The organism is Agathobaculum hominis (assembly GCF_014288055.1).
GTDB classification, from domain to species: Bacteria; Bacillota; Clostridia; order Oscillospirales; family Butyricicoccaceae; genus Agathobaculum; species Agathobaculum hominis.
Window position 1 is genome coordinate 1 of record NZ_JACOPK010000012.1, and the last position, 23,083, is coordinate 23,083.

Consider the following 23,083-nt stretch of genomic DNA (forward strand, 5'->3'; position numbering starts at 1 on the left):
GCCTTGCGGCTCAACTGGAGGTCCAAGAACTTGACCCTGCTGTCCTACAGCTATTGTATCACGGGCACCTCAAAGCCTGCTGATACCTGAAACTATTTACTTTTAACTTATTATACGAGGAGGCTCGGCCATGCAGTCCGAACGATGGGCCAATATCGGGCGCGAAATCCTGTTTTCCGCCCGCAGCGAGCTTTATATGAACCTGCCGTTCCTCGACGGCGCACTCGCGGCGCTGCCGGTGCAGGACGGCTTCGAGACGAGCTCGCTCGCGACCGATGCAAAGGCGCTGTATTTCAGCGGCGCGTGGCTTGCGCAGCGCTTCGAGCGCAGCCGCACGAGCGTCAACCGCGCCTATCTGCACACGGTCTTTCACTGTCTGCTGCGCCATCCGGCGAAAATGCGCGGCCGCGACCGCGATCTCTGGTCGCTCGCGTGCGACATTGCGGTCGAAAGCCTGCTCGACAGTCTGGATTACCGCTGCCTCGCGCCGGACAAGACCTCGGTGCGGCGGCGCAGCCTTTACCGCTCGCTGCACGAGCATATGCCTGTGCTGACAGCTGAGGCGGTCTACCGCCATTTCCGCCGCGAGCGCATGAATTCATACGACTGCGCGACGCTCACACGCGTTTTCGCGGTCGATGAGCACACGCTCTGGCCCGAGGATGATGACGATCAGGACCGCCGCTGGCAGCAGCAGGCGCAGCGCACTCAGACCGCCATGGATACGGTTTTCGCCAGCGAAGCGACCGGCGGCGAGGCCGTGCGCGAGCAGCTTGCCGTCTCCGCGCGCCGCACGACCGACTACCGCGCCTTTCTGCGGCGGTTTTCCGCCCTGCGCGAGGAGACTGCCATCGACGCAGACTCGTTCGACTACGGCTACTACGCCTACGGTCTGCGCCGCTACGGCAATATGCCGCTGATCGAGCCGCTGGAAACGCGCGAGACGCGCAAAATCGAGGATTTCGTCATCGCCATCGACACCTCCATGTCCACCTCGGGCGAGCTCGTCCGCGCCTTTCTCGAAAGGACCTGCGAGCTGCTCCAGCAGAACACGAGCTTTTTCCGCCGCATCAACCTGCGCATCCTGCAATGCGACGACAAGCTGCGCTCGGACAAGGTTATTCACGACGCGAAGGAATTTGCCGACTACATGTCGCATTTCGAGCTTATCGGCCAGTCTGCGACCGATTTCCGCCCGGTTTTCGAGCACGTCGACCAGCTTGTCGCTGAGGGCGCGTTCCACTCGCTGCGCGGTCTTCTCTACTTTACGGACGGTCTCGGCCTGTACCCGAAAAAGCGCCCGAAGTACGACGCCGCCTTCGTCATGCTCGAGGGCGAGTGCTGGCCGGACAGCGTTCCGCCCTGGGGCATCCGCGTCATCCTCCGCGAGGACGAAATTTTAACGGAGCTGTCGCAAAATTGAAGTTTTTCCGACAGGTCACGCGGCCCGGTGCAAAAGGATTTTTCCCCTGCACCGGGCCGCTCTTTGTGTATCTGGTTGTTTTCGCGGATTACTTGACGATTTCCTTTGCGGCAGCCGCCAGAACGTCTACCTTCGCCTCAGCCTCGGCCTTGTTCGCGCCCTTGGCCATGATATATACCTTGACCTTGGGCTCGGTGCCGGACGGACGAATGATAAAGGTCGTGCCGCCCTCGAGCTCGTAGTACATGACGTTCTGACCCTTGAGCTCCATCGGCTCGACTCTGCCGTCTGCCATGCAGGTACGGGTGCCCGGCATGTAGTCGCGGGTGAAGTCGACCTTGTCCGGGCCGACAGCGGTCAGCGGCTTGTCGCGCAGCTCCTGCATGAGCTCCTTCATGCGCTGGAGACCGGAAACGCCCGGCATGACGATGGAAATGGTCTGCTCGCAGTAGTAGCCGTACTTTTCGTACATCTCTTCCATTGCGTCGTACAGCGTCTTGCCCTGCGTGCGGTAATAAGCCGCCATCTCCGCGATCAGCATGGAGGCGGTGACTGCGTCCTTGTCGCGCGCATAGTCGCCGCACAGATAGCCGTAGGACTCCTCGAACGCAAAGATGTACTCATGCGAGCCGTCCTTCTCGAACTGCTTGATCTTCTCCGCGAGGAACTTGAAGCCGGTGAAGGTGTCGAAGCACGCAACGCCGTTCTTCTCTGCCGCCGCGCGCGCCATCTCGGTGGTGACGATGCTCTTGAGCACCGCCGGATGCGCCGGCATGGTGTTCGTCAGCTTCTTCGCGGTGATGATGTAATCGGTGAGCAGCACGCCGACCTGATTGCCCGACAGGGTGACGTACTCGCCGGACTTGTCCTTGAGGACGATGCCGGTGCGGTCCGCATCCGGGTCGGTGCCGATGATGAGGTCAACGTCGTTCTTCTTTGCCAGATCAATAGCCAGATAGAAGCCTTCCTTGTACTCCGGGTTCGGGTTCTTGACGGTCGGGAAATCGCCGTCGATCTTCATCTGCTCGGGCTCGCAGATAATGTGCTTGTAGCCCAGACGGCGCAGGATCTCGGGCACCAGACGGTAGCCGGCGCCGTGGAACGGCGTGTAGACCAGCTTGAAGTCGTCTGCGACCTGCTTAACGCAGTCCGGATTGACCGCGACCTTGATGACCTCGCCGAGGTACGCCTCGTCGGTCTGTTTGTCCAGAATGCGGATCATGCCGCTCTTGACCGCTTCGTCGAAATCCGTGGTCTTAACGCCGGTGAAGATGTCGGTTGCCGCCATTTCCTTTGCGACTACGTCCGCCTCGGCCGGGGGCAGCTGTGCGCCGTCCTCCCAGTAGACCTTGTAGCCGTTGTATTCCTTCGGGTTGTGGGATGCGGTGATGTTGATGCCCGCGATGCAGCCGTAGTGACGGACTGCAAAGGACAGCTCCGGGGTCGGGCGCAGCTCGTCGAAGATCAGCGCCTTGATGCCGTTCGCGGCGAGGATGCACGCGGACTGCTTTGCGAACTCGGGCGAGAAGTGACGGGAGTCATATGCGATCGCAACACCGCGGTCCATCGCCTCCTGACCGTTCGATACGATCAGCTTCGCAAGGCCCTGCGCCGCCTGACCGACGGTAAAGCGGTTCATGCGGTTGAGGCCGACGCCCAGAACGCCGCGCAGGCCTGCCGTGCCGAACGACAGCGGCGCATAAAAACGGCTCTCGATCTCTTCTTTATCGTCTGCAACCGACTGCAGCTCTGCGTGCTCCTCTGCGCTCAGTGCGCCGCTCTCCAGCCAGTGCTTGTATTCAGCCATGAAATCCATGTCTATCACCTCTCCAGATATTTGCTCCGGCAGGCGCGCTTTCGCCATCTGCCGAAGCCTCTATCTAAATTATACGATATTTGCCTGTCAATGCAAGGGGATTTTGCGCGAATTATAAAAAACTCCCGCAGCATCTCGTTGTTCTGCACAGTTTTACGTCAATTCTTTTGTGCATTCATTCAGGGAAGGTCTGGAAGCTCCGTCGGACTCCGAGGCGCGTTTCTCTTGCGATATACGGCTGATTATGCTACGATGATACTATATTCAGGCGGAAAGGGCGAAAAAATTGATACAGTGTTTTGTCAAAAAGGAATATGAGCCGCCGTTCGGGCTGACCCGGCCGCCGCGCCTGTTTTCCGTCAGCAGGACGGATGCAGAGGCATCCGCGCATCCGCGCGTCATGCACGCGCATGACGATCTGGTGGAGATCGTGCTCGTGCGCGGCGGCGAGAGCCGTTATTTCGTCGGCGGCATGCCGTATGACGCGCGCCGGGGCGACCTGTTCATCTATAACAGCCGCGTGGTGCACGATGAGCCGTCCGGCCCCGACCGGCCGGTTGCCTCGTTCAGTCTGGCGCTCGGCGGTCTGAGCGTACCCGGACTGCGCGAAAACGCGCTCATCCCGGACGATGCCTCGCCTGTCTGCCCGCTGACCGAGGCGCAGACCGTCCGGCTCGAGCGGCTGTATGATGTGCTGTACAGCGAGCTGACCGCAGGCAACGACGACGGCGCGCATCATCTGCTGATGGCGCTGCTGACGCTCGTGCAGCAGTTCCTCGCAGCCGCCGCGCAGGACGGCAGCCGCGGAGAAAACGTATTCGCGCAGCGCATCAAGGACTACATCGACCGGCATTTTGCCGAGGATTTCTCGCTTCAGAGCATGGCGGACGCGCTGCACGTCAGTCCGTACTACCTCGCGCATGTCTGCAAGGATGTGACCGGCTATTCGCCGCTTCAGTATGTCCTGCGGCGGCGCATCGGCGAGGCGCAGACGCTGCTCATCACGACCGAGCTGCCGGTGACGCGCATCGCCGCACAGGTCGGATACGACAATCCGAGCCATTTCAACGCGCAGTTTTCCAAGGCGGTCGGCATGTCGCCGCGAACGTTCCGGAAGGAATATGTTTTTCATAAATAAGCTGTCGCGAAAAGGACTTTTTCGACAGACTGAGAGCGCTCCCGACAGGGAGCGCTCTGCTTTTATCATTTTTCCAGCTCTTTGATCTGCTGCTCCATGGTCGGCACGTCGCATTTTCCGGTGCGGATCGCCTCGAGAACCACCTCCGGAGACGCCGGAACCTTATTGATGCGCACGCCGATGGCACGCGACACGGCGTTCAGGATCGCCGGCGTCACCGGCACGGTCGCTACCTCGGAAATGCCCTTCGCGCCGAACGGACCCTGCGGTTCGGGGTCCTCGATCAGAATGATCTCGTAGTCCGGCGTATCCTCGGCGCGCGGCAGACCTAGCTGACGGTACAGCGTCTTGACCGGATAGCCGTTTTCCGTCGGGTATCCCTCGCTCAGCGCATATCCCTGCCCCATCGAGCAGGAGCCGTGCATCTGACCCTCGATGATATGCGGATTGATGGCGCGGCCGACGTCATGCGCCGCGATAACCTTGAGCAGGCGCACCTCGCCGGTCTCCCTGTCCACCTCGACAATAGCGGCCTGCGTCGCATACGCATATGCCGGGAAGTTGCGGTACTTCGCGCCGCGCTTTTTCGCGCCCTCGAAGTCACCGATGGCAAAGCACGGGTCGCACGCATAATAATACTCGGCACGGCGTTCCTCGCCCGGCTGCCACGGACGGCTGTCTAAATCCTGTCTGAGCTTGACGCACGCCTCGTACACCGCGCGGCCGCCGCACAGCGTCTGACGCTCGGAGACTGACTCGCCGGTCGGTATCGTCAGCTCGGTATCGCCGTTCGTGATATAGATGTCGCAGATGTCCATATCCAGCGTTTCCGCCGCGACCTGCGTCATGGCGGTGCGGAAGCCCTGTCCCATATCCGTGCCGGATACGATCATGTGCAGGTGGCCGTCACCCTGTAAAATCAGTTTGCACGCGCCGTCATCGGTGAAGATGCCCTTGCCGACGCCGACGTTCTTGAAGCCCGAGGCCATGCCCCAGCCGAGCACCTTACTGCCCTTCGGATACTGACCCTCGTACTCCTTGAGCGCCTTTTTCAAGCTTTTTTCGCACTGGTTGATGGTATCCATCATGCCCATGCTGTATTTGAGCACCTCGCCGCCGACCGACGTCGCGCCCGGATAGACAGCGTTGCGGCGGCGCAGCTCGAACGGGTCGATGCCCAGCTTTTCCGCCATCATGTCCATCGCGGTCTCGATCGAAATCGCCGCCTGATTGATGCCGTAGCCGCGGAACGCGCCGCCCTGTAAATTGTTGTTGCGGATGGCTGAGCCCTCGACGCGGACATTGGGAATAATATACGGGCCGCCGCTCATCAGCGCGCCGGTCATCAGCGTGCCGTAGCTCTCGCACTCATACGGGCCGCCGTCCGAGAACATTCGGCAGTCCAGATATTGAAACTTGCCGTCCGGCGTAAAGCCGATCTCGTAGTCCGTATGATAGCCGTGCCGCTTGGTGGTGAGGAGCAGGTCCTCCCTGCGCGTCAGCGTGATCTTGACCGGCTTTCCGCACGCGAGCGCGGCCACGGCCGCCGGCGCCTCGAGGAACGCATCGCATTTCTTGCCGAAGCCGCCGCCGAGCGGCGTCACGATGACACGGATGTCCTCCTCGGGCTTGTCCAGAATCTTCGCCAGCATGCTGCGGATCTCGAACGGCGCCTGCGTGCAGGCATAGACGGTCGTTTTTCCGTCCTGCACCATGCCGATGGCGGAGACCGGCTCCATGCAGGCGTGCTCCTGCGGCTCGATCTCCTTGGAAACGTTTATCTTTACGATGTCCGGCCGCTGCTTTGCCTGCTCCACATCGCCGCTCTTGCGGCCGGTGTGCACGATAAAGCTGTTTTTTCGGTAGCCGTCCGCCATCGTGTAGATGCCGGGCAGTTCCTCATAGTCGATCCTGACCAGCTTCGCGGCCGCTCTCGCGTGCTCCACGGTATCCGCCACGATAAGCGCCAGATGGTCGCCGAGGAAGTTCACCTCGTCCGTGCAGAACACCGGCTGCTCAGGCGTCCACGTGCCCATTTTGTTCATGCCGGGCACATCGGCGGCGGTGACGATGCGCACCACGCCCTCCGCCTGTTCGGCGGCGGTGCAGTCCATCGCGTTAAGCCTTGCGTGCGGCACCGGCGCCCAGACGAACGCACCGTGCAGCAGAGTATCCGCGCCGATGTCCTCCGCGGTGTAGTCGTCGCAGAATTTCAGTTTGCCGCCGGTCTTGTCCATGCCGTCCACATCCCAGACCGACTTGCCGACCGCGGAGCCGGTGATGGGCGGTACGGTCTGGTTTTCACCGACCACGATGACCGTGCTTTCGTGCGTGCGGAAGCTGTCGATGTCCGGCGTTTCGCCGCGCAGGCGTGCTGCCGCCAGCTTGACCGCCTCGATGATCTTGACATAGCCGGTGCAGCGGCAGTAGTTGTTCTTCAGTCCTTCATAGATCTCCCGCTCGGCCGGCGCGGGATTGTGCAGCAGCAGCGCCTTGGTCGCCATGACCATGCCCGGCGTGCAGAAGCCGCACTGCACCGCGCCGACATCGAGGAACGAGCGCTGAATGATCGGCAGCATGGCATCGTTCGGCGCATTTTCGATGGTCTCTACCGTTTTTCCGTCCACCCGGCGCAGCAGCGTCACACACGAGCGCGTCAGCCTGCCGTCCACAAGGACGCTGCACGCGCCGCAGTGTCCCGTGCCGCAGGCCTCCTTCGTGCCCTTCATGCATTTGACATCCCGGAGGAACTCCAACAGCGTGCGGCTTTCGCCGTCCTGCACCTCGACCGATGCGCCGTTGAGCGTAAATCGAATCATTGGATCTCGCCCTCCTGCCGTTACCTGATCTTTGCCTTGATGCGCATAAAGCGTCTGTGGCCGGAGTCCAGCGCCTCATAGAAGTCGTCGCTGTCCTTCGGGTCGTCCCTGGTCAGCTTCGAGACGACATACATCAGCACGAGCGCGGTCGCGAGGCCGATGGTGCCGTACCACACATAGCCGAGGTCCCAGACGAAGAACGTCAGACAGATGACGATCGCACCGGCCGAGATGGAAACGATGGCCGCCTTGCGGGTCGCCCACTTGCAGTAGATGCCGAATACCAGCGCCGGGAACAGCGACTCGACCAGAGAATCCGCGAAGATCATCAGATTATAGACGTATTCCCAGTGCATGAGCGAAACGCCGACCGTCACCGCGCCGAACAGCAGAATGACCACGCGGACGACCGAGGTCTCGGACGCCTTGAATTTGCAGTGGCCGATGCCGACCAGCAGGTCCTTGTAGATGATGGACGACATGACCATCAGCAGCGCGTTCGCGGTGGACAGGCCGACCGCCAGCACGCCGATGAGGAATACGATCATCAAGATCTGCGCCAGCACGCCGTGCGTGCCCGCGATGATGTTGCACATATACGGGATGACCAGTTCGGTCTCCGAGCTGGTAAGGTCAGGCATGGCCGCCAGCGCGACCAGACCGATGAGCATCGTTCCGCCCCAGACGATGATCTGGAGGAAGGGCGCGAGGAATGCCATCTGCCGCTGGTCCTTCAGGCCCGCGCTGTAATAGCCCGAGCGCACAAAGACCTGCGGCAGCAGCAGCGTGTAGCCGAACGCGCACGCGAGCGGATAGCTGACGCGCGACGGATAGGTGCACACGCCGATCGGACCCGGATAGGAGAACCAGTCCGGCGTCTGCACGCGGACGGTCTGGAAGGCCTCGATGAGCGAGCCGTTGAACACGACCTTGAGCGTGACGAAAATGATCGCCCACAGCGCCAGAATGAAAAACCAGCCCTGTACGGCATCCGCCAGCGCGGTGGATTTTACGCCGCCGAGCATGACGAATACGGTCATGATGATGCCGCAGATGAGCGTGAAGGTCTGCGAGGACACCGCGCCGCCGGTCGCGACCTCAGCCGCGCGGCCGCCCGCCACTAGAACCGCCGAGATGAACGGCACGGCACAGACGATGTAGACGAGGTCGATGATGACGGTCAGCGTCTTGGACCTGTAGCGGCAGTAGAAGAAATCCGCCGGTGTGGTGAAGTGCTTCTGCTGGTTGACCAGCCATACCTTGGTCATCGTGAAGTAGCAGATGATCGGGAACATGGAGTAGATGCACATCTCCGAGAAAAAGTATCCCAGTCCGTAGCGGTAATACGCGCCCGGGCCTGCAAAGAACACCCAGACGCTCATGCACGAGGCGATGTACGTCATGACCATGACCGGCCACTTGAACCGGCCGCCCTGTAAATCGACCCTGCCTGCGTCGCGCTTTTCCTTCCATGTCGTGTAGCGTGCGATAGCGATCAAAAACAGAAAGTATGCCGCAAAAACGATCCATACTGTTCTGCCCGAAAGTAAACCCTGTGTTGTCATTTCTCTGTTATCCTTTATCTGTTCCGTTCGGTTTCAGCCGCGGGATGCGTATCCTCCTGCGCCGTCTCTTCCTGTTCCTCGTCCTCGATCAGAGGATATTCCTTTTCGGTCAGCTTGCAGCCGATGTACACGGAGAGCACCGTGCCGATAAAGCTGATGAGGCCGTGCACGATGCAGGCCGTTTCATTGCCGTAGGCCGGAAATCCCGGGAAATTATAAAATACCCAGAAAAAGAACACCGCCGCCAGCCAGCATTTTTCCGTTCTTCCGATTTTCATAGCTTATTTCACCTTTTCATTCCTTCTGCGAGCGCCATTCGCCGAGCAGCGCCTCCGAATCCACGACCAGTCCCAGATGCAGCGAGATCATGCGCAGCGCCGGCTCCTCCAGATGTTCGGAGCCGCGGGTCAGATCGCGCGGCACGACCACGCGGAAATCGCGGTTCGCGGCGTCGAACGCGGTATTGATGACGCAGCAGTCGGTCATGCAGCCGGTCAGCACCACGCGGCGGATGCCCAGATTGCGCAGCAGCAGCTCGAGGTCGGTGGGGTAGAACGCGCTCAGGCGCTTTTTCGTCGTCACCATGTAATCCTCGTCGTGTACGTCGATGGACATTCTGTTCCAGCGTGTGCCCTCGAGGGCGTGCTCTGCGATGTTGGGGATTTCGCCGACCGTAACCGGAAACACCATGCGCCACGCCGACGGGAACAGCTTTTCATCCGCGCCGTCCCTGCGAAGCGTCGAGCGCACATGGATGACCGGCAGGCCGAGTGCGCGCGCCTCGTCCATAAAATGATTCAGCGGCTCGATGATCTCGCGTCCGCGCGGAGACGGACACGGGCAGTCCGGGTCGGTTGACAGATGGCCGTCGTGCATGTCAATGGTGATGACTGCCGTGTCGTGCCGCGTGAGGAATACCTCCCGCAGCTTGTCCGGGACCTCCTTTTCGACACTGTCGAAATATGCTTTCATTCGTTTATGCTCCTTCCCTGTCAAGCACCGCCGCTCTTATGATGCGGTGCTGCCGATAGCCGTTTTACAGCTATTATAGCACACGTGTCATGACATGTGCAAACTTTTTAGTCTTGCGCGAAAAAAAATCCGAGGCGCATGGCCTCGGATGAAACTGTCGTAAAACGATCGTCTTTCCTCTGTATCTTCTGTTATTTCTTTGCGGCGGCGGCAATATTGCTCAGCGCCTTCGCGACCTGCGCCCGGTTTACATTGCCCAGCGGGTTGAATGCGTTCCTGTTGTCGCCCTGCATAAGGTGGTTCTTGATGCAGAACGAAACCGACGAGATGGCCCAGTTCTGGATGCTGCGGCTGTCGCTGAACTCATAGACCGCCATGCCGTCGCCGGGGACAATTTCGGCAAGACCGTTCTCCGCGAACAGCTTCATCGTGCGCTGAAGGACGGCTGCGAACTCCTGCCGGGTGATAGCGGCGCCGGGGTTCAGCTTTTTGTCCGAGCCGGTCATGATGCCGTGATTGTAGCAGAACGCCATGGCCGACGGATAGCTCTGACCGACGTCGGCGTAATCCGCCATCTTCGAAATGCCCTCCAACGACGGCTCACCGGCGAATTTTGTGCTCAGGCAGCGTGCGGCGCGGTAAATCGCGTCCGCGACCTCCTGACGGGAAACCGTGCGCGACGGCTCGAAAACGGGTGCGCCGTTCTCCGGGTGTCCGACGTCCATCAGGTCATATTCCATCACATAGCGCACCGCCGGCGCATACCAGTCCTGCGACGCAACATCCGCCGGCAGCATGATCGGGGTGTCGTCCGCCGCGAGCGCCGCGGTCGTCATGGACAGCGCGGTCGCGCCGGTCAGAAAAAACGAAAGAACCTTTTTGAAGGTCATCGTGTGTAGCTCCTTTCGAGGGAAATTGGCGAAGATGTATTTTCTTCGGCTATATGATTATACTACAGGTTGTGCTTTTTGTGTATAGTATGGGTGCAATTGTAACGCAGGTGTAACACTTTGCTTCGGGGCGCAAAAAAGCCCTGCTTTCCGAGGAAAACAGGGCCTTGCGTATCCTTAAAACAATTAAAAACGAATGATATCGCTTACTCTGCGGTGTACGGCAGAAGAGCGATGTGACGTGCACGCTTGATTGCCTCAGTCAGCTGACGCTGATGAGCAGCGCAGGTACCGGTCATGCGGCGGGGCAGGATCTTGCCGCGCTCGGACATGTACTTCTTCAGCTTACCGGCATCCTTAAAGTCAACGTGTGCAACCTTATCTACGCAGAAAGCGCAAACCTTGCGACGGCGACGGCCGCGCTGCGGACGCTCTGCACGCTCCGGACGGGGAGTAAATTCCTTCTTGGTTTCTTCCATTGTCACGTAACCTCCTTCAGATTAGAATGGGACATCGCCGTCATCGTCAGCGAGCTCCTGAAAATCCGAATCTCCCGCCGGGAGATCGAACGCCGGAGCAACCTGCGACGCGGCAGGCTCGGGCCGCATCTGCGAACCATTATCATAGCCGCCGGTAAAACCGCCCTGACCGCCTGCGTTGTAGGCGTCGCGGGACTTCTTGGTCTCACCGAAGGAAACCTCATCGCAGTTGACTTCAATCGCGGTGCGGTTGTTGCCGTTCTGATCCTGCCAGCGGCGGGACTGGATACGGCCGACTACGATCGCCATGGAACCCTTGGTGAACCACTGTGCAACGAACTCTGCCTGACGGCCCCATGCGACGCAGTCGATGAAGTCGGTCTGGCGTTCGCCGTTCTGATCCTTGCGACCGCGATCGATCGCGAGAGAGAACGAGCACACAGCCATGTTGGACTGGGTATGACGAAGTTCGGGATCACGGGTCAAACGACCCATCAGAATAGCCTTATTGAGCATTTTCAGTTCACCGCCTTAGTCGTCCAGGCTGACGATGATAGAACGCATAACGCCGTCCGTGATCTTGTAGATACGGTCCAGCTCAGCCGGGAACTCGGGCTTGGACTCAAAACGGATCAGAGTGTAAACACCCTCCGTCTGATCCTCGATCGGGTACGCCAGGCGACGCTTGCCCCAATCCTCGACCTCTACGTTCGTGCCGTTTGCCTCGACGAGAGACTTGAACTTGTCCACAACAGCGGTAGCTGCTGCCTCTTCCAGAGACGGGTTGACAATGAAGATCGTCTCGTACTTGCCAGAAATCTTTGCCATATTCTTAGCACCTCCTTTTGGACTTTTGGCCCACACCCTTTGATGTGAGCAAGGATACTATACCATTATAACCAACCGTGGCGAAAAGTCAAGAGAAATTTTCAAAAAAATCTTGACGAATTTTCAAAACCATGCTATACTGAAAAAGCTGTGAACGAGAAAACTCTCATTTCAGCGGCAATAACTGCTTGCGTGGCTCAGTTGGTAGAGCAGCGCATTCGTAATGCGCAGGTCGCCGGTTCGAGTCCGGCCGCAAGCTCCAGAGTCCTTCCGAAATTTCGGAGGGACTTTTGCTTTTTTGTTCCCGATTTTTCGCTCTTGCAGGGAAAAAGGGGACAGAACCGCATGTCTGTCCCCTGCTCCCGCTACTTTGCTGCCAGCGCGGCTGCGACCGTGTCGAACGCCGGCGACGCTTCCTCCTTTCCTGCAAAGGTGCGCCACAGCCTGTCCACGCGCGCCAGGCCGCCGCCGAGCGCGGTATAGAACACGAGCTGCTCCATGCCCACCCGGGCGTTGGTCAGCCGCAGATGCACCATGCAGCGCTCCGCGCTGAGCGCGATGGGATGCGTGAAGCGCAGCGCGTCGAATTCGCTCGCGTAGGCCCACCGAAACAGCTCGCCCTCGGCCAGCTCATGCACCGTGCCGTGCTCGCCGAGACGCACCGCCGTGCTGCTCAGCACCACGCCTGCTCCCATGCTCGTCAGTCCGTCGCCCTCCCGCTCGGGCGCTTCGCACGATGCAAGGACGCACAGCGCCGCCTCGCCGCCCTCCCGCATCGCGATCCTCCGCAGCGCGATCGAAGAGGCGGCCTTTTTCGTTCCCTCGTGTCTGCCTTCTCCTGTTTTCTGCTGTATTTCTGTCAATGCTGCCGTATTCGTAACCGGTTCCTCCGTTTGTCTTGGTTTGCCGCAGGCGGTTCCCCTTCCCCGCGGATGCCTATTGTATCACGGCTGCACCGCGAGCCGTGCCGAAGGCGGCAGAGAGGAAATACATCCTTGTGACGAAAAGATTTCCCGGCGGTTTTTGTTCCGCAAAACACAGAAAAAATGCTCCCATACGGTTTTCTACGCCGCATGGGAGCACTTTTTATTCTACAAGACCGGAGGCCAGCTCCAGCATGGTCTGCGCGTCCAGACCGGTATCAAAGCCGTACAGAGAATAGCTCATGCCGTCCTTCTGCCAGCTTACCGACTGAAACTGCCTGTCCTCGACCTCGTCCGAGCCCTCGCTGATGGTCAGCTCGCCGCGGCGCTCCAGTTTCTTTTCCTCGTCGCTCGGCTCGTAGTCGGGCGGAACGAAGCGGTAATGCGAGTCCCGGAAGGCAAGCGTCACGCCGTTTACCTCCTGCACCTCGTCCGGCTCCGGGTCGCTGTTCTCCTCGTCGGAGAACACGGTATAGGTCTTGTGCGCGTTGAAATTCAGCGTTACGCCGTCCTTTTCGTACTCCGCGTTCACCTCATCGACCTGCTCGGACTTGCCCGCCGCGCTCTTCGCCGTGGCGGCCACGTCATAGCCGTGCGAAAACGTGAAGTCGCCGATCGTCTCGGGCAGCGTGAGCGCCGCGCCGGCATCCTCCATGTGCTGCTGCGTCTGCTCCATGCTCAGGCGCTGGTCAGACCACGAATGGCTCGTGATGCTGCCGAATGCACCGGCGGCGAACGCGCCGGTCACGGTGATGGCGGCGACGGCCGCAAGCGCGATCAGACGGCGGCCCCAGCGGCGGCGCGGCCTGCTGCTCCCGTTCTTCAGCGCGAAGTCCACACGGGTCTTGAGCTTGTCGGGCGCGTGCAGCTCATCTGCGCACCGGTGCAGCATATCCTTCATTTCCTTGTCAAAAACGGTCTCATTCATGTGATACAGCCTCCCTCGGCTCTGTCTCTCCTGCGGTCAGCGCCTGCCGCAGATGACGGCGGGCGGAAAACAGGCGGCTCTTGACCGTGCCTTCGGTCACGCCGGTCGCCTGTGCGATCTCTTTTACGGAGCGGTCGTCAAAATAGTACAGCACGACCGCCACACGGCGTTTCTCGTCGAGTGTGCGGAGCGCGGCATACAGCCGGCGCTGCTCCTCTGTGCGCAGCACGGCGGAAAGCGCGCTTTCGCCCGTGTTTTCGTCGAAAAACTCACTGACCGGCGTTTCGCGTCTGGCCTTCCGGCAGTATTTCCACGCCGCACGGCTGAGCGTGCGGAGCAGCCACGGCCGGAATTTCGCGCCGTCGCGCAGCGAACCGATCGACTGCGCACAGGCGACAAACGCCTCCTGCGCAAGATCCTCGCCGTCCGTCCGGCTGCCGGTGATGAGGCAGGCGAGCCGGTATGCGTCGTCCTTGTAGCGCTCGTAGAGCGTGTCGAACGCCTGCATATCGCCCTGCTGCATGCGCCGGACGAGTTCACAGTCTGTCATTCTATCCTGTCCTTTCCTGGCAGGCGCGCCCCCTGCTTTCGATGCATCTGTATATAAGAGCCGCGGGAACGGATTTGGTTCAAAAAAAAATTTCCCGGCGCCGAAATTTTTTCGGAAGCCGGGAGATTTCAGAATTCTGCCGTCACCATGAGCTTGGCAAAGGCCGCGCGGGTGATGGTCTGCTGCGGACGGATCGTGCCGTCGTCATAGCCGGAGATCAGACCGCGCTCCATGCACAGCGCGACTGCCGCGCGCCGGGAGACCGGGATGGCCGCGGCGTCCTTGAGGTTTTTCAGCGCCGCTGCCGTTTGCTGTTCCCCGGGGAGCGCCGCGCCGCCGCGCACGAGCACGTTCGCAAACACCTGCATCGTGTCCGCGCGGGTCATCGCCGCCTCAGGGTCGCGCGCCGGGTCGAGACCGTCGAGCAGACCGGCGCTGCCGGCGGACGATACCGCACCGGCGTACCAGACCGTGCTGTTCGAGGCGGTGCTCAGGCCCTCGCGCCGCGCGAGCGTCATGCACACCTCGGCCTCCGTGACCGTGTCCTCCGGGCGGAACGCGCCCGAAGCGCCGTTCATCAGGCCGTCAGCCGCCGCCTGCTCGATATAGCCGGATGCCCAGTAGCTCGCCGGAACATCGGTAAACGTCGTTTTCGCCGCCGCGAGCGGACGGGAGTACGGCGTCTGGAGCGCCGCCCAGCACGCGCTCTTATGGTCGACCGCAGCGCCGAGCGCCTCGTAGGTCAGCAGATAGCTCTCCGTGTAGGCGCGGCGCGTCTCGCTCTCGTATTCATTATAGTAATAGGTGATCCCCTTCGTGCTGATGCGCGGAAAGCTGTACAGATACAGCTCATGCTCCGCCGGGAGCAGCTTTTTCACGGTATCGATGTAGTCGCCCGTCAGCAGATCGGTCAGGCGGTACTGCCTGCCGGTATTGAGGTCAAAGGCAAGGCTGTTGTTCCAGACCGACGAGCCTGCGCCGCGTCCGCTGACGCAGTTCGCCCACACGACGAGCACGCTGCCCTCGACGGACGCGCCGTAGGTACCCTCGAGCGCCTCGTATTCCGCCGTGACCGAAGGGCCCTTGAGGAAGAACGAGCGAATGTCATCGTTGATGCTCTTCTGCACCTTTGCGTCCGCAAGGCCGCTGATCTCCGGAAAACAAACGTCCCAGCCGTGCTCGGTGCCGTCCGACTGATAGCCCATGAATTTCTCGTAGTGCACGGTTTTGGCCGTGATGCCGCTGCCGAGGTCGAACGAAGCCGCCTGCGCCAGCAGCGTCCTGCCGGTCGAAAGATTGATGTATTTCGTGGTCTCATCCTGCGTCACGCGCACGACGTTTTCGCTCAGGAGCGTGGGATTTTCCGCATTTTTCAGGCTCGCAAAATAGCCGCCGTTCTTTTTGAAGAAGATCAGGCTGCCGTCCGCCATGCCGTGCCACGAAAGACCGTAGCGCAGCTCGTTAAAGCCGCCGACATAGCTCATCGTGCGGTAGGCGATGTTGCCGTTCGCGTCCACCGCAGAGGCCGAACCGTCCTCGCTCCGCGCGGCATACAGGCCGTCTCCCATGTAGCTGAGGTAGTAATACGTCGGCGCAGTCAGCAGTTTTCCGTTCGTGCCGATGAGGCCCCAGCGGTTGATCTGGCGCACCATCGCCGCGCCGTCACGGAACTCAGAGATCGTTTTATAGAGAAAATCCGTGAGATATTCGCCCTTCGAGATCGAGTACAGCGCGCTGTTCGTGCCGTTGGTCATGACGACCGTATCGCCGCCGTAGACCGTGTAATATGCCGGGTCCGCACCTGCGTCGAGCGTCGCTTTTGTCGCGCCGGCGGTGTCGATGACGAGATAGGCGCCGCTCAGGCTGCGCACGAGCGCGAGACCGTCCGAGAACGCGCCCGCAGCGGCATATTCCGCCGCGAAGGCCGCCGTGCCGTCCTCCTTCACAAAGGAATACCGGCCGGTCTGCGCGTTTCTGCACAGCAGCAGTCCGTCCTCAAAAAAGCCCTCAGCGCCCGGATAGGAACCGAGCTTCGTGCCGGAGAGCGTGTAGTAGACGCTGTGATCGGCGTAGCGGTAGGCGATCATGCTGTCCGAAAAATCGACCGAGACCGGAGACTCGGTGTAGTCGACGATCAGCTTTCCCTCGCGGTCGATGACTGCGGTCTGCCATTTTTCGTCCTCGACCGCCGCAAGGCCGCAGGGCGCGAATTCTCCTGCGCTGGCGTAGGCGAAGGGCAGCACGGTACGCCCTTCCTCATCGAGATAACCCGAACGGGTCACGCCGTCGATGTCCGTGCGGCTCGCCGGGAAGATGTTTCCCACGGCTCCGGCCGCCGTCATCACGGCGAACACCGCAAAAACGGTGCACAAAAGTTTTTTCATCATAGCAGTTTTCCATCCTTGGAGCAGTATTATTCACAGCGCCGCGCGGCGCTGCTCACGTATCAGACCGGGGACAGATATCCCCAGTTAAAATTATACCCTCCTGCTCCGCCGGAGACAAGCAAACCGGACCAAGTGTAACAAACATGACATAAGCAAGCCAAATATTACAGTTATGTTACTGTATCAGAAAAACAAAAAAGGCCGGGAACAGGTCCCCGGCCTGCGGCACTCGCGCGACAGCGCGCATAAAATAGCAATCACTCCGTGATTGCATGAAAACCGGGGGCGTGTACCTCGGTTTTCATACTTCTGGAGGGAGAAAGTTTCCGTATGGGAACTTTCGGACGACTCGTGTTCTGCGAAGTCAGAACACATCTTGTCGGCGAAACGTCAGTTTCGCGACAGGCTCTTCACTCTTCGTCCAGCACCTCATGCAGCGCCCTTTGCAGCTTTTCGCTCGTCTCGACGAGAGCAAGCTGCTCTGCATCCTGCATCCGCCCGAAGGCGGCGCGCTCGAACGCACAGATTTTATCGCTGAGCGGCTGTGCGCAGGCGCGGCCTGCTTCGGTGAGGCGGACATAGCGGCGGCGGTGGTCGACGCTCGACACCTCGCGCACCGCATATCCCTTTCGCTCCAGACCGCTGACCATGCTCGCGACCGTCTGCTTGGGCAGGCCGAGCCGCGTGCCGATCTCGCTCTGCGTCAGGGGCTGCTCCACGCAGCACAGCAGATCGAGCAGATACAGCAGGTTCGCCGTCACGCCGAGGCGCGCCGCAAAGCGCTCGTAGGCAGCGTTGATGCCTGCCCACGTTTCATAATACCGCATGATCAGCTGTACAGCTTCCGGGTTTTTCATGGCAGTTTCTCCTTCTTCGTGCGGTTTTTATCCTGCGGCGGCACCGTAGCGCGCCACCAGCAGCCGCGCCATGTCCATGGCCTTTTCGGTTTTTTCCAGACGGAGCGACAGGTAGGGCGACGAGCCTGCGTTAAGCAGCAGGCGGCCCTTGAATGCGGCGTCGCCGCACAGCGCGGACAGACGTACGAAATCGGTCTCCGCGAACGTGAGCAGCAGGCGTCCGTCCTGCTGCTTGATCTCGGCGATGCCCTTTTCGCTCGCCTGCGAACGCAGCAGCGCAATATCGAGCAGCGCGGTCGCCTCCTCGGGCGGCTCGCCGAAGCGGTCGATCAGCTCGTCGAGCATATCGCTGCGCTGCTCCTCGGTGCGGATGAGCGCGATGCGGCGGTAGAGGTCGATGCGCTGACCGGCGTCCGGCACATAATCCGACGGCAGGTTTGCCGACAGCAGCAGCTCGGCGGCGCAGTCCACGCGCGGCTTGGGCGTTTCGCCCTTTTCCTCCTGCACGGCCTCCTCGAGCAGCTTGAGGTACAGGTCGTAGCCGACGCTCATCATATGGCCGGACTGCTCGGGGCCGAGCACGTTGCCCGCGCCGCGGATCTCGAGGTCGCGCATGGCGATCTTGAAGCCCGAACCGAACGCCGCGTATTCGCGGATGGCCGACAGGCGCTTCTGCGCGATCTCGCTCAGCGCCTTGCCGTGGCGGTAGCACAGGTAGGCGTAGGCGTGGCGCGAGGAGCGGCCGACGCGGCCGCGGATCTGATGCAGCTGCGCCAGACCCATGCTGTCCGCGTTCTCGATGATGAGCGTGTTGGCGTTCGGGATGTCGATGCCGGTCTCGATGATGGTCGTGCAGACCAGAATGTCGATCTCGCCGTCCGCCATTTCATTCATGACCTTTGCGATCTCCTTCTGCCCCATTTTTCCGTGAACAATGCCGATCCGTGCATCCGGGAGCCGCTGCTGCCACATGCCTGCACAGCGCTCGATGGACTCTACGCGGTTGTGCAGATAATAGACCTGACCGCCGCGCGACAGCTCGCGCCGTATCGCATCGAGCAGCACGCCGTCGTTCTGCTCGAGCACGAAGGTCTGCACCGGATGGCGGTTCATCGGCGGCTCCTCGATGGAGGACATATCGCGGATGCCGGACAGCGCCATGTTGAGCGTGCGCGGAATGGGCGTTGCCGACAGCGTCAGAACGTCCACGTTTTTGCTGATTTCCTTGAGCGTCTCCTTGTGGCCGACGCCGAAGCGCTGCTCCTCGTCCACGACGAGCAGGCCGAGATCCTTGAACTTTATCTTTTTGTTGAACAGCTTGTGCGTGCCGATGACCAGGTCGATCGACCCGGCTTCGAGCTTTTTCAGCAGCTTTGTCTGCTCTGCGCCGGTTTTATAGCGCGTGAGCAGCTCGATCGTGATCGGATGGCCCTGAAAGCGCTGCATCGCGGTCAGGTAATGCTGCCGCGCGAGCACGGTCGTCGGCACGAGGATTGCCGCCTGCTTGCCCGCCAAAATGCACTTCATCACGGCGCGGAGCGCGACCTCGGTCTTGCCGAAGCCGACGTCGCCGCACAGCAGACGGTCCATCGGCCGGTCGGACTGCATATCGTCCTTGATCTCCGCGATGCAGCGCAGCTGATCGTCGGTCTCCTCATACGGGAACGCCTCCTCGAACTCGCGCTGCCATGCGTCATCCTCCGGGAAGGCGAAGCCCTTGACCTTGGCGCGCGCGGCGTACAGCCTGATGAGGCCGTCGGCCAGCTCCTTTGCCGCCGCCTTGGCGCGCGCCTTGGCCTTTGTCCAGTCCGTGCCGCCGAGCCTGTTCAGCCGCACGCGCTCGGTGTCGCCCGAGCCGATATATTTGGAGATGAGGTCGAGCGACGTCGCCGGGACATAGAGAAAATCCGTTCCGGCGAAGGCGATCTTGATGAAATCACGCTCGGAACCGTCCACCGTCATGCGCTCCATGCCGATAAAGCGGCCGATGCCGTGGTGCTCGTGCACGACGAGGTCGCCGGGCGACAGGTCGGTGAACGACTTGACGCGGTCGCGGTTCGAGCGCTTGACCTTGGCCTTTTTGCGGCGTGCGAGCACCTGCCCCTCGGTCATGACCACCAGACCGAGATCCGGATATTCAAAGCCGGCGGAGATCGTGCCCTCCATGATGTTGACGCAGCCGCCCTTCGGGAGAAGGTCGCTCAGCTGCACCTTGAGGCCGCTGTCGGTCAGCGCGTCGAACATATTTTTACAGCGCAGCGTGCTGCCGCAGACGACCGCGACCGCGCGTCCCTGCTCAGTATAGCTGCGGATGTCGGCGGACGCCATGTCCAGATTGCCGCCGTAGGCATTCATCTGGTTGGCGACGAAATTTTCGAGATGCTGCGGCGCAAGCTCGGGAATGCTGTTCAAAAAGCTGTCCATGCGGACGATCTGCCGCTTTATGCTGCAAATCCCGGCGAAATCCAGCGCGTAGCCGTCCATGCCGCCCGGCAGCTCGCCGCGCTCCATGAGCGCCGTTACATCGTCCGCGATACGGGCATGAAAATCCCGCGCGGCGTCGCGCAGGCGCGGCGTATCCTCGATGAGGATGAGCGTGTTCTCCGGCAGATAGTCGAACGCCGTCGCCATCTGCGGATAGATGAGCGGCAGATACTTGTCCGCCGCCGGGAGCGTTCCGCTCTCGCGCAGGCGCTCCGCGTCGCGTTCCAGATTTTTCTGAAGTTCGGCGTGCTGTTTTTTTCGGCGGCTCGAGGCAAGCGCCGCGACCGCCTTCGCCAGCCCTGCCGCGCCGCCCTTCGCGAGCGACGGCAGCGCCTCCATGCACGGCAGACAGCGCAGCGTTTCACACTGCTCCAGACGGCGCTGGCTGCCGACGTCGAATGTGGAGATCGAGTCGATCTCATCGTCCCAGAACTCCACGCGGTACGGATGCTCGGCCTGCGGCGGAAAAATATCCAGAATGCCGCCGCGCACGGAAAACTGACCCATGCCCTCGACCTGTGAGCAGCGCTCGTAGCCCGCGTCTGTCAGTCTGTGCGTCAGCTCGTCGAGCGGCGCCTCCTCCCCCGCCTTCAGCGTCACGATGGAGGAAGCGAGCAGCGCGGGCGGCATGGTGCGCTGCGCCGCCGCCTGCACGGACGCGACCGCAAAGCACGCGCCCGAAAGCGTGTCCAGCGCAGCCAGACGCGCCTGCTCGTAGCCGCGCGACACGCCGGCCACATCTGCCATGACCAGCTCGCGCGGCGGCAGGACCACGACCTCCCGCTCGGAAAAGCCGCGCAGATCGGCGGCAAAACGGTTCGCCGCGTTGTCGTCATCGGTCAGCACGAGCACCGGACGCGCCGTATCCGCGCCGAGCGCCGCCGCCAGATTCGCCTTGTGGATGGCGGACAGACCGACCGTCAGGACCGGTGTTTTCCCATCATCGATCGCCTTTTTCAACGATTTGTATTCATTAAGATAAGTTATACTTTTTGTAATCTCTGTCATGTGTTCACCTCCGTCCGGTGCTTCCGGTTACAGTATACGCCATTCTGCGCGCAGAATGAAGGTTTTCTGGTACATCCGTTTTGTAAAGACACCAAAAGGGCAGATTTTGCAATCTGCCCTGATGTGATACGAAATATTTTTTAGTCGGCCTTGTGGCAGGCGCTGCAATCTGCGTCGCAGCCGAGGATCTCAGCCGGGTCCTTGCCCATGCGCTTGTAGTAATCCGAAATTGCGGAGCGCAGCGCTTCCTCAGCGAGCACGGAGCAGTGCATCTTGACCGGGGGCAGACCGTCGAGCGCCTCGGCAACTGCCTTGTTGGTCAGCTTGAGCGCCTCCTCGAGGCTCTTGCCCTTGACCATCTCGGTCGCCATCGAGCTGGTCGCGATCGCCGCACCGCAGCCGAAGGTCTTGAACTTTACGTCCTCAATGATGCCGTCGTCCGAAACCTTGAGGTAAATCTTCATGATGTCGCCGCACTTTGCGTTGCCGACCTCGCCGACGCCGTTCGCGTCCTCGATCTCACCGACATTGCGCGGATGGGTAAAATGGTCAAGTACCTTTTCACTGTACTGCATAAAATCTATCTCCTTTTTGTCCAATCAAACGAAATATTATGTTATGGGGAACATTTCTGCGCACTTAATGTGCATGCAGCTCGGTCGCTGCGGTCAGATTCGGCTTGCCGTTCTCCCAGACCGGGCTCATCGAGCGCAGAGTCTTAACGACGTCGGTAACGGTCTCGATGACGTAGTCGACGTCCTCCTCGGTGTTCTGCTCGCCGAGGGTCAGACGCAGAGAGCCGTGCGCGATCTCGTGCGGCAGGCCGATTGCCATGAGGACATGGGACGGGTCGAGCGAGCCGGTCGAGCAGGCCGAACCGGTCGAGCCGCAGACGCCCGCATTATCCAGACGCAGGATCAGGCCCTCGCCCTCGATCGCCTCAAATACAAACGAAGCCGTGCCGGGCAGACGGTTTACCGGGTCGCCGGTGTAGTGGGAGTACGGAATGTTCTCCATGATGCCCTTGACCAGCTTGTCGGTCAGCTTCTTGACGTAGCCCATCTTCTCGTCCAGATGCTCGCACGCATCCTGCATCGCTGCCGCGAGGCCGATGAAGCCTGCGGTGTTCTCGGTGCCGGAGACAAGGCCGCGCTCCTGACCGCCGCCGTATACCAGCGGCTCGAGCTGAATGCCGTTCTTCACATACAGCACGCCGGTGCCGCGCGGGCCGCGGAATTTATGACCGGCGAGCGACAGCATGTCGATGCCCATCTCCTGTACGTCGATGTGCATATGACCGACTGCCTGCACCGCGTCGGTGTGGAACTTTGCACCGACCGAATGCGCCAGCTCGGAGATCTGCTTGAGCGGCTGAATGGTGCCGATCTCGTTGTTCGCCGCCATGACGGAGACCAGTGCGGTGTCCTCGGACAGCTCGTTCTTCAGCTGCTCCAGATCAACATGGCCTTCCTTGTCAACGTTCAGATAAGTGACGCGGTAGCCTTCCTTTTCGAGCGCTTCGCAGGTGTAGAGCACTGCATGATGCTCGATCTTGGAGGTGATGATATGCTTGCGGCCCTTGGAGGAGGGACCGTGCATAAAGCCGCGGATCGCGAGGTTGTCCGCCTGCGAGCCGCCGCCGGTGAACAGGATCTCGCCCGGTGCGTAATCGTTCTTTTCGTTGACCGGCATCGCTGCGTTCAGGCACTTGCCGACGACCTTGCGCGCCTCATTGATGGCCTCCTTCGCCTCGCGGCCCATGCGGTACAGCGAGGACGGATTGCCGTAGTGCTCGGTCAGCCACGGCTTCATCGCGTTAAACGCGATTTCGGACAGCGGGGTCGTCGCCGCGTTGTCCGCATATACAAATCTCTTTTCCATTTTATATCTACCTTTCTTTCCCAAAAAGGATGCTCAGACTTGAACGAATTACCAGTAAAACGGTAGGCTCATTTCGTATATCTAATATACACCCGAAACGGGTATTTTAGCAAGTGAAAAACTGACGAAACAGCA

19 protein-coding genes and 1 tRNA gene are annotated in these 23,083 nt (G+C 60.6%); 3 read left to right on the forward strand and 17 right to left on the reverse strand.

The window, feature by feature from the left end; genetic code table 11:
• Nucleotides 1-130: 130 nt before the first annotated feature.
• Nucleotides 131-1,423 (forward strand): vWA domain-containing protein, encoded by a 1,293-nt coding sequence (locus H8S02_RS11465; RefSeq protein WP_186970627.1) that lies wholly within the window; start codon nucleotides 131-133, stop codon nucleotides 1,421-1,423.
• An 88-nt stretch (nucleotides 1,424-1,511) separates the two neighbouring features.
• Here the strand turns inward: H8S02_RS11465 and H8S02_RS11470 are convergent, their stop codons facing one another.
• Nucleotides 1,512-3,239, reverse strand: coding sequence for a phospho-sugar mutase (locus H8S02_RS11470; RefSeq protein WP_186970628.1), 1,728 nt, complete (start codon nucleotides 3,237-3,239; stop codon nucleotides 1,512-1,514).
• A gap of 286 nt (nucleotides 3,240-3,525) precedes the next feature.
• On the opposite strand from H8S02_RS11470, the gene H8S02_RS11475 reads away from it, so the two are divergent.
• A complete protein-coding gene (locus tag H8S02_RS11475) occupies nucleotides 3,526-4,377 on the forward strand; it encodes a helix-turn-helix transcriptional regulator (protein WP_243166515.1) in 852 nt (283 codons plus the stop codon).
• Nucleotides 4,378-4,442: 65 nt separating this feature from the next.
• Here the strand turns inward: H8S02_RS11475 and H8S02_RS11480 are convergent, their stop codons facing one another.
• The 8 genes from H8S02_RS11480 to rpsF all read right to left on the reverse strand — a co-directional run bounded on the left by H8S02_RS11480 (nucleotide 4,443) and on the right by rpsF (nucleotide 11,930).
• Nucleotides 4,443-7,196 (reverse strand): molybdopterin-dependent oxidoreductase, encoded by a 2,754-nt coding sequence (locus tag H8S02_RS11480; protein ID WP_186970629.1) that lies wholly within the window; start codon nucleotides 7,194-7,196, stop codon nucleotides 4,443-4,445.
• A gap of 20 nt (nucleotides 7,197-7,216) precedes the next feature.
• Nucleotides 7,217-8,761: a sodium:solute symporter family protein gene (locus H8S02_RS11485; protein ID WP_186970630.1), complete on the reverse strand. Its 1,545-nt coding sequence runs from the start codon at nucleotides 8,759-8,761 to the stop codon at nucleotides 7,217-7,219.
• Nucleotides 8,762-8,775: 14 nt separating this feature from the next.
• Nucleotides 8,776-9,039 carry a hypothetical protein gene (locus H8S02_RS11490; RefSeq protein ID WP_118684421.1) on the reverse strand — a complete coding sequence of 88 codons (264 nt, stop codon included), beginning with the start codon at nucleotides 9,037-9,039 and terminating at the stop codon, nucleotides 8,776-8,778.
• 16 nt (nucleotides 9,040-9,055) lie between these two features.
• The gene (locus H8S02_RS11495; protein WP_186970631.1) at nucleotides 9,056-9,733 is read right to left on the reverse strand and encodes a cysteine hydrolase family protein; all 678 of its coding nucleotides are present in this window, start codon (nucleotides 9,731-9,733) and stop codon (nucleotides 9,056-9,058) included.
• Between the two features lie 191 nt (nucleotides 9,734-9,924).
• The gene (locus tag H8S02_RS11500; protein ID WP_186970632.1) at nucleotides 9,925-10,623 is read right to left on the reverse strand and encodes an S-layer homology domain-containing protein; all 699 of its coding nucleotides are present in this window, start codon (nucleotides 10,621-10,623) and stop codon (nucleotides 9,925-9,927) included.
• A gap of 206 nt (nucleotides 10,624-10,829) precedes the next feature.
• Entirely contained in the window at nucleotides 10,830-11,102 is a 273-nt protein-coding gene (rpsR, locus tag H8S02_RS11505) for a 30S ribosomal protein S18 (protein WP_118684427.1), read from the reverse strand.
• A 21-nt stretch (nucleotides 11,103-11,123) separates the two neighbouring features.
• A complete protein-coding gene (locus H8S02_RS11510; protein WP_118684429.1) occupies nucleotides 11,124-11,618 on the reverse strand; it encodes a single-stranded DNA-binding protein in 495 nt (164 codons plus the stop codon).
• Nucleotides 11,619-11,633: 15 nt separating this feature from the next.
• Complete coding sequence (rpsF, locus tag H8S02_RS11515; protein WP_118684431.1) at nucleotides 11,634-11,930, reverse strand: 30S ribosomal protein S6; 297 nt, start codon at nucleotides 11,928-11,930, stop codon at nucleotides 11,634-11,636.
• A 186-nt stretch (nucleotides 11,931-12,116) separates the two neighbouring features.
• On the opposite strand from rpsF, the gene H8S02_RS11520 reads away from it, so the two are divergent.
• Nucleotides 12,117-12,192 (forward strand) — tRNA-Thr (locus H8S02_RS11520).
• A 103-nt stretch (nucleotides 12,193-12,295) separates the two neighbouring features.
• Here the strand turns inward: H8S02_RS11520 and H8S02_RS11525 are convergent.
• The 8 genes from H8S02_RS11525 to H8S02_RS11560 form a co-directional block, all read right to left on the reverse strand.
• On the reverse strand, nucleotides 12,296-12,793 hold the full coding sequence (locus H8S02_RS11525; protein WP_186970633.1) for a hypothetical protein: 498 nt from the start codon (nucleotides 12,791-12,793) through the stop codon (nucleotides 12,296-12,298).
• Nucleotides 12,794-13,016: 223 nt separating this feature from the next.
• Nucleotides 13,017-13,781: a hypothetical protein gene (locus H8S02_RS11530; RefSeq protein WP_186970634.1), complete on the reverse strand. Its 765-nt coding sequence runs from the start codon at nucleotides 13,779-13,781 to the stop codon at nucleotides 13,017-13,019.
• The gene (locus H8S02_RS11535) at nucleotides 13,774-14,331 is read right to left on the reverse strand and encodes an RNA polymerase sigma factor (protein ID WP_186970635.1); all 558 of its coding nucleotides are present in this window, start codon (nucleotides 14,329-14,331) and stop codon (nucleotides 13,774-13,776) included. The genes H8S02_RS11530 and H8S02_RS11535 overlap by 8 nt, the downstream gene beginning before the upstream one ends.
• A gap of 128 nt (nucleotides 14,332-14,459) precedes the next feature.
• Nucleotides 14,460-16,718, reverse strand: a complete 2,259-nt coding sequence (locus H8S02_RS11540) for an S-layer homology domain-containing protein (RefSeq protein WP_186970636.1) — start codon at nucleotides 16,716-16,718, stop codon at nucleotides 14,460-14,462.
• A gap of 410 nt (nucleotides 16,719-17,128) precedes the next feature.
• A complete protein-coding gene (locus tag H8S02_RS11545; protein ID WP_186970637.1) occupies nucleotides 17,129-17,575 on the reverse strand; it encodes a MarR family winged helix-turn-helix transcriptional regulator in 447 nt (148 codons plus the stop codon).
• Between the two features lie 27 nt (nucleotides 17,576-17,602).
• Nucleotides 17,603-21,067: a transcription-repair coupling factor gene (gene mfd, locus H8S02_RS11550; RefSeq protein WP_186970638.1), complete on the reverse strand. Its 3,465-nt coding sequence runs from the start codon at nucleotides 21,065-21,067 to the stop codon at nucleotides 17,603-17,605.
• Nucleotides 21,068-21,207: 140 nt separating this feature from the next.
• Nucleotides 21,208-21,642 carry a Fe-S cluster assembly scaffold protein NifU gene (gene nifU, locus H8S02_RS11555; RefSeq protein WP_186970639.1) on the reverse strand — a complete coding sequence of 145 codons (435 nt, stop codon included), beginning with the start codon at nucleotides 21,640-21,642 and terminating at the stop codon, nucleotides 21,208-21,210.
• 64 nt (nucleotides 21,643-21,706) lie between these two features.
• Nucleotides 21,707-22,948: a cysteine desulfurase family protein gene (locus H8S02_RS11560; RefSeq protein ID WP_186970640.1), complete on the reverse strand. Its 1,242-nt coding sequence runs from the start codon at nucleotides 22,946-22,948 to the stop codon at nucleotides 21,707-21,709.
• Nucleotides 22,949-23,083: the final 135 nt, after the last annotated feature.

What these genes read in the sequence shown, in the direction of transcription:
- H8S02_RS11465 (WP_186970627.1), top strand. Translation starts at nt 131, where the DNA reads ATGCAGTCCGAACGATGGGCCAATATCGGGCGCGAAATCCTGTTTTCC.
- H8S02_RS11470 (WP_186970628.1), bottom strand. Translation starts at nt 3,239, where the DNA reads ATGGATTTCATGGCTGAATACAAGCACTGGCTGGAGAGCGGCGCACTG.
- H8S02_RS11480 (WP_186970629.1), bottom strand. Translation starts at nt 7,196, where the DNA reads ATGATTCGATTTACGCTCAACGGCGCATCGGTCGAGGTGCAGGACGGC.
- H8S02_RS11485 (WP_186970630.1), bottom strand. Translation starts at nt 8,761, where the DNA reads ATGACAACACAGGGTTTACTTTCGGGCAGAACAGTATGGATCGTTTTT.
- H8S02_RS11490 (WP_118684421.1), bottom strand. Translation starts at nt 9,039, where the DNA reads ATGAAAATCGGAAGAACGGAAAAATGCTGGCTGGCGGCGGTGTTCTTT.
- H8S02_RS11495 (WP_186970631.1), bottom strand. Translation starts at nt 9,733, where the DNA reads ATGAAAGCATATTTCGACAGTGTCGAAAAGGAGGTCCCGGACAAGCTG.
- H8S02_RS11500 (WP_186970632.1), bottom strand. Translation starts at nt 10,623, where the DNA reads ATGACCTTCAAAAAGGTTCTTTCGTTTTTTCTGACCGGCGCGACCGCG.
- rpsR (WP_118684427.1), bottom strand. Translation starts at nt 11,102, where the DNA reads ATGGAAGAAACCAAGAAGGAATTTACTCCCCGTCCGGAGCGTGCAGAG.
- H8S02_RS11510 (WP_118684429.1), bottom strand. Translation starts at nt 11,618, where the DNA reads ATGCTCAATAAGGCTATTCTGATGGGTCGTTTGACCCGTGATCCCGAA.
- rpsF (WP_118684431.1), bottom strand. Translation starts at nt 11,930, where the DNA reads ATGGCAAAGATTTCTGGCAAGTACGAGACGATCTTCATTGTCAACCCG.
- H8S02_RS11530 (WP_186970634.1), bottom strand. Translation starts at nt 13,781, where the DNA reads ATGAATGAGACCGTTTTTGACAAGGAAATGAAGGATATGCTGCACCGG.
- H8S02_RS11535 (WP_186970635.1), bottom strand. Translation starts at nt 14,331, where the DNA reads ATGACAGACTGTGAACTCGTCCGGCGCATGCAGCAGGGCGATATGCAG.
- H8S02_RS11540 (WP_186970636.1), bottom strand. Translation starts at nt 16,718, where the DNA reads ATGATGAAAAAACTTTTGTGCACCGTTTTTGCGGTGTTCGCCGTGATG.
- H8S02_RS11545 (WP_186970637.1), bottom strand. Translation starts at nt 17,575, where the DNA reads ATGAAAAACCCGGAAGCTGTACAGCTGATCATGCGGTATTATGAAACG.
- mfd (WP_186970638.1), bottom strand. Translation starts at nt 21,067, where the DNA reads ATGACAGAGATTACAAAAAGTATAACTTATCTTAATGAATACAAATCG.
- nifU (WP_186970639.1), bottom strand. Translation starts at nt 21,642, where the DNA reads ATGCAGTACAGTGAAAAGGTACTTGACCATTTTACCCATCCGCGCAAT.
- H8S02_RS11560 (WP_186970640.1), bottom strand. Translation starts at nt 22,948, where the DNA reads ATGGAAAAGAGATTTGTATATGCGGACAACGCGGCGACGACCCCGCTG.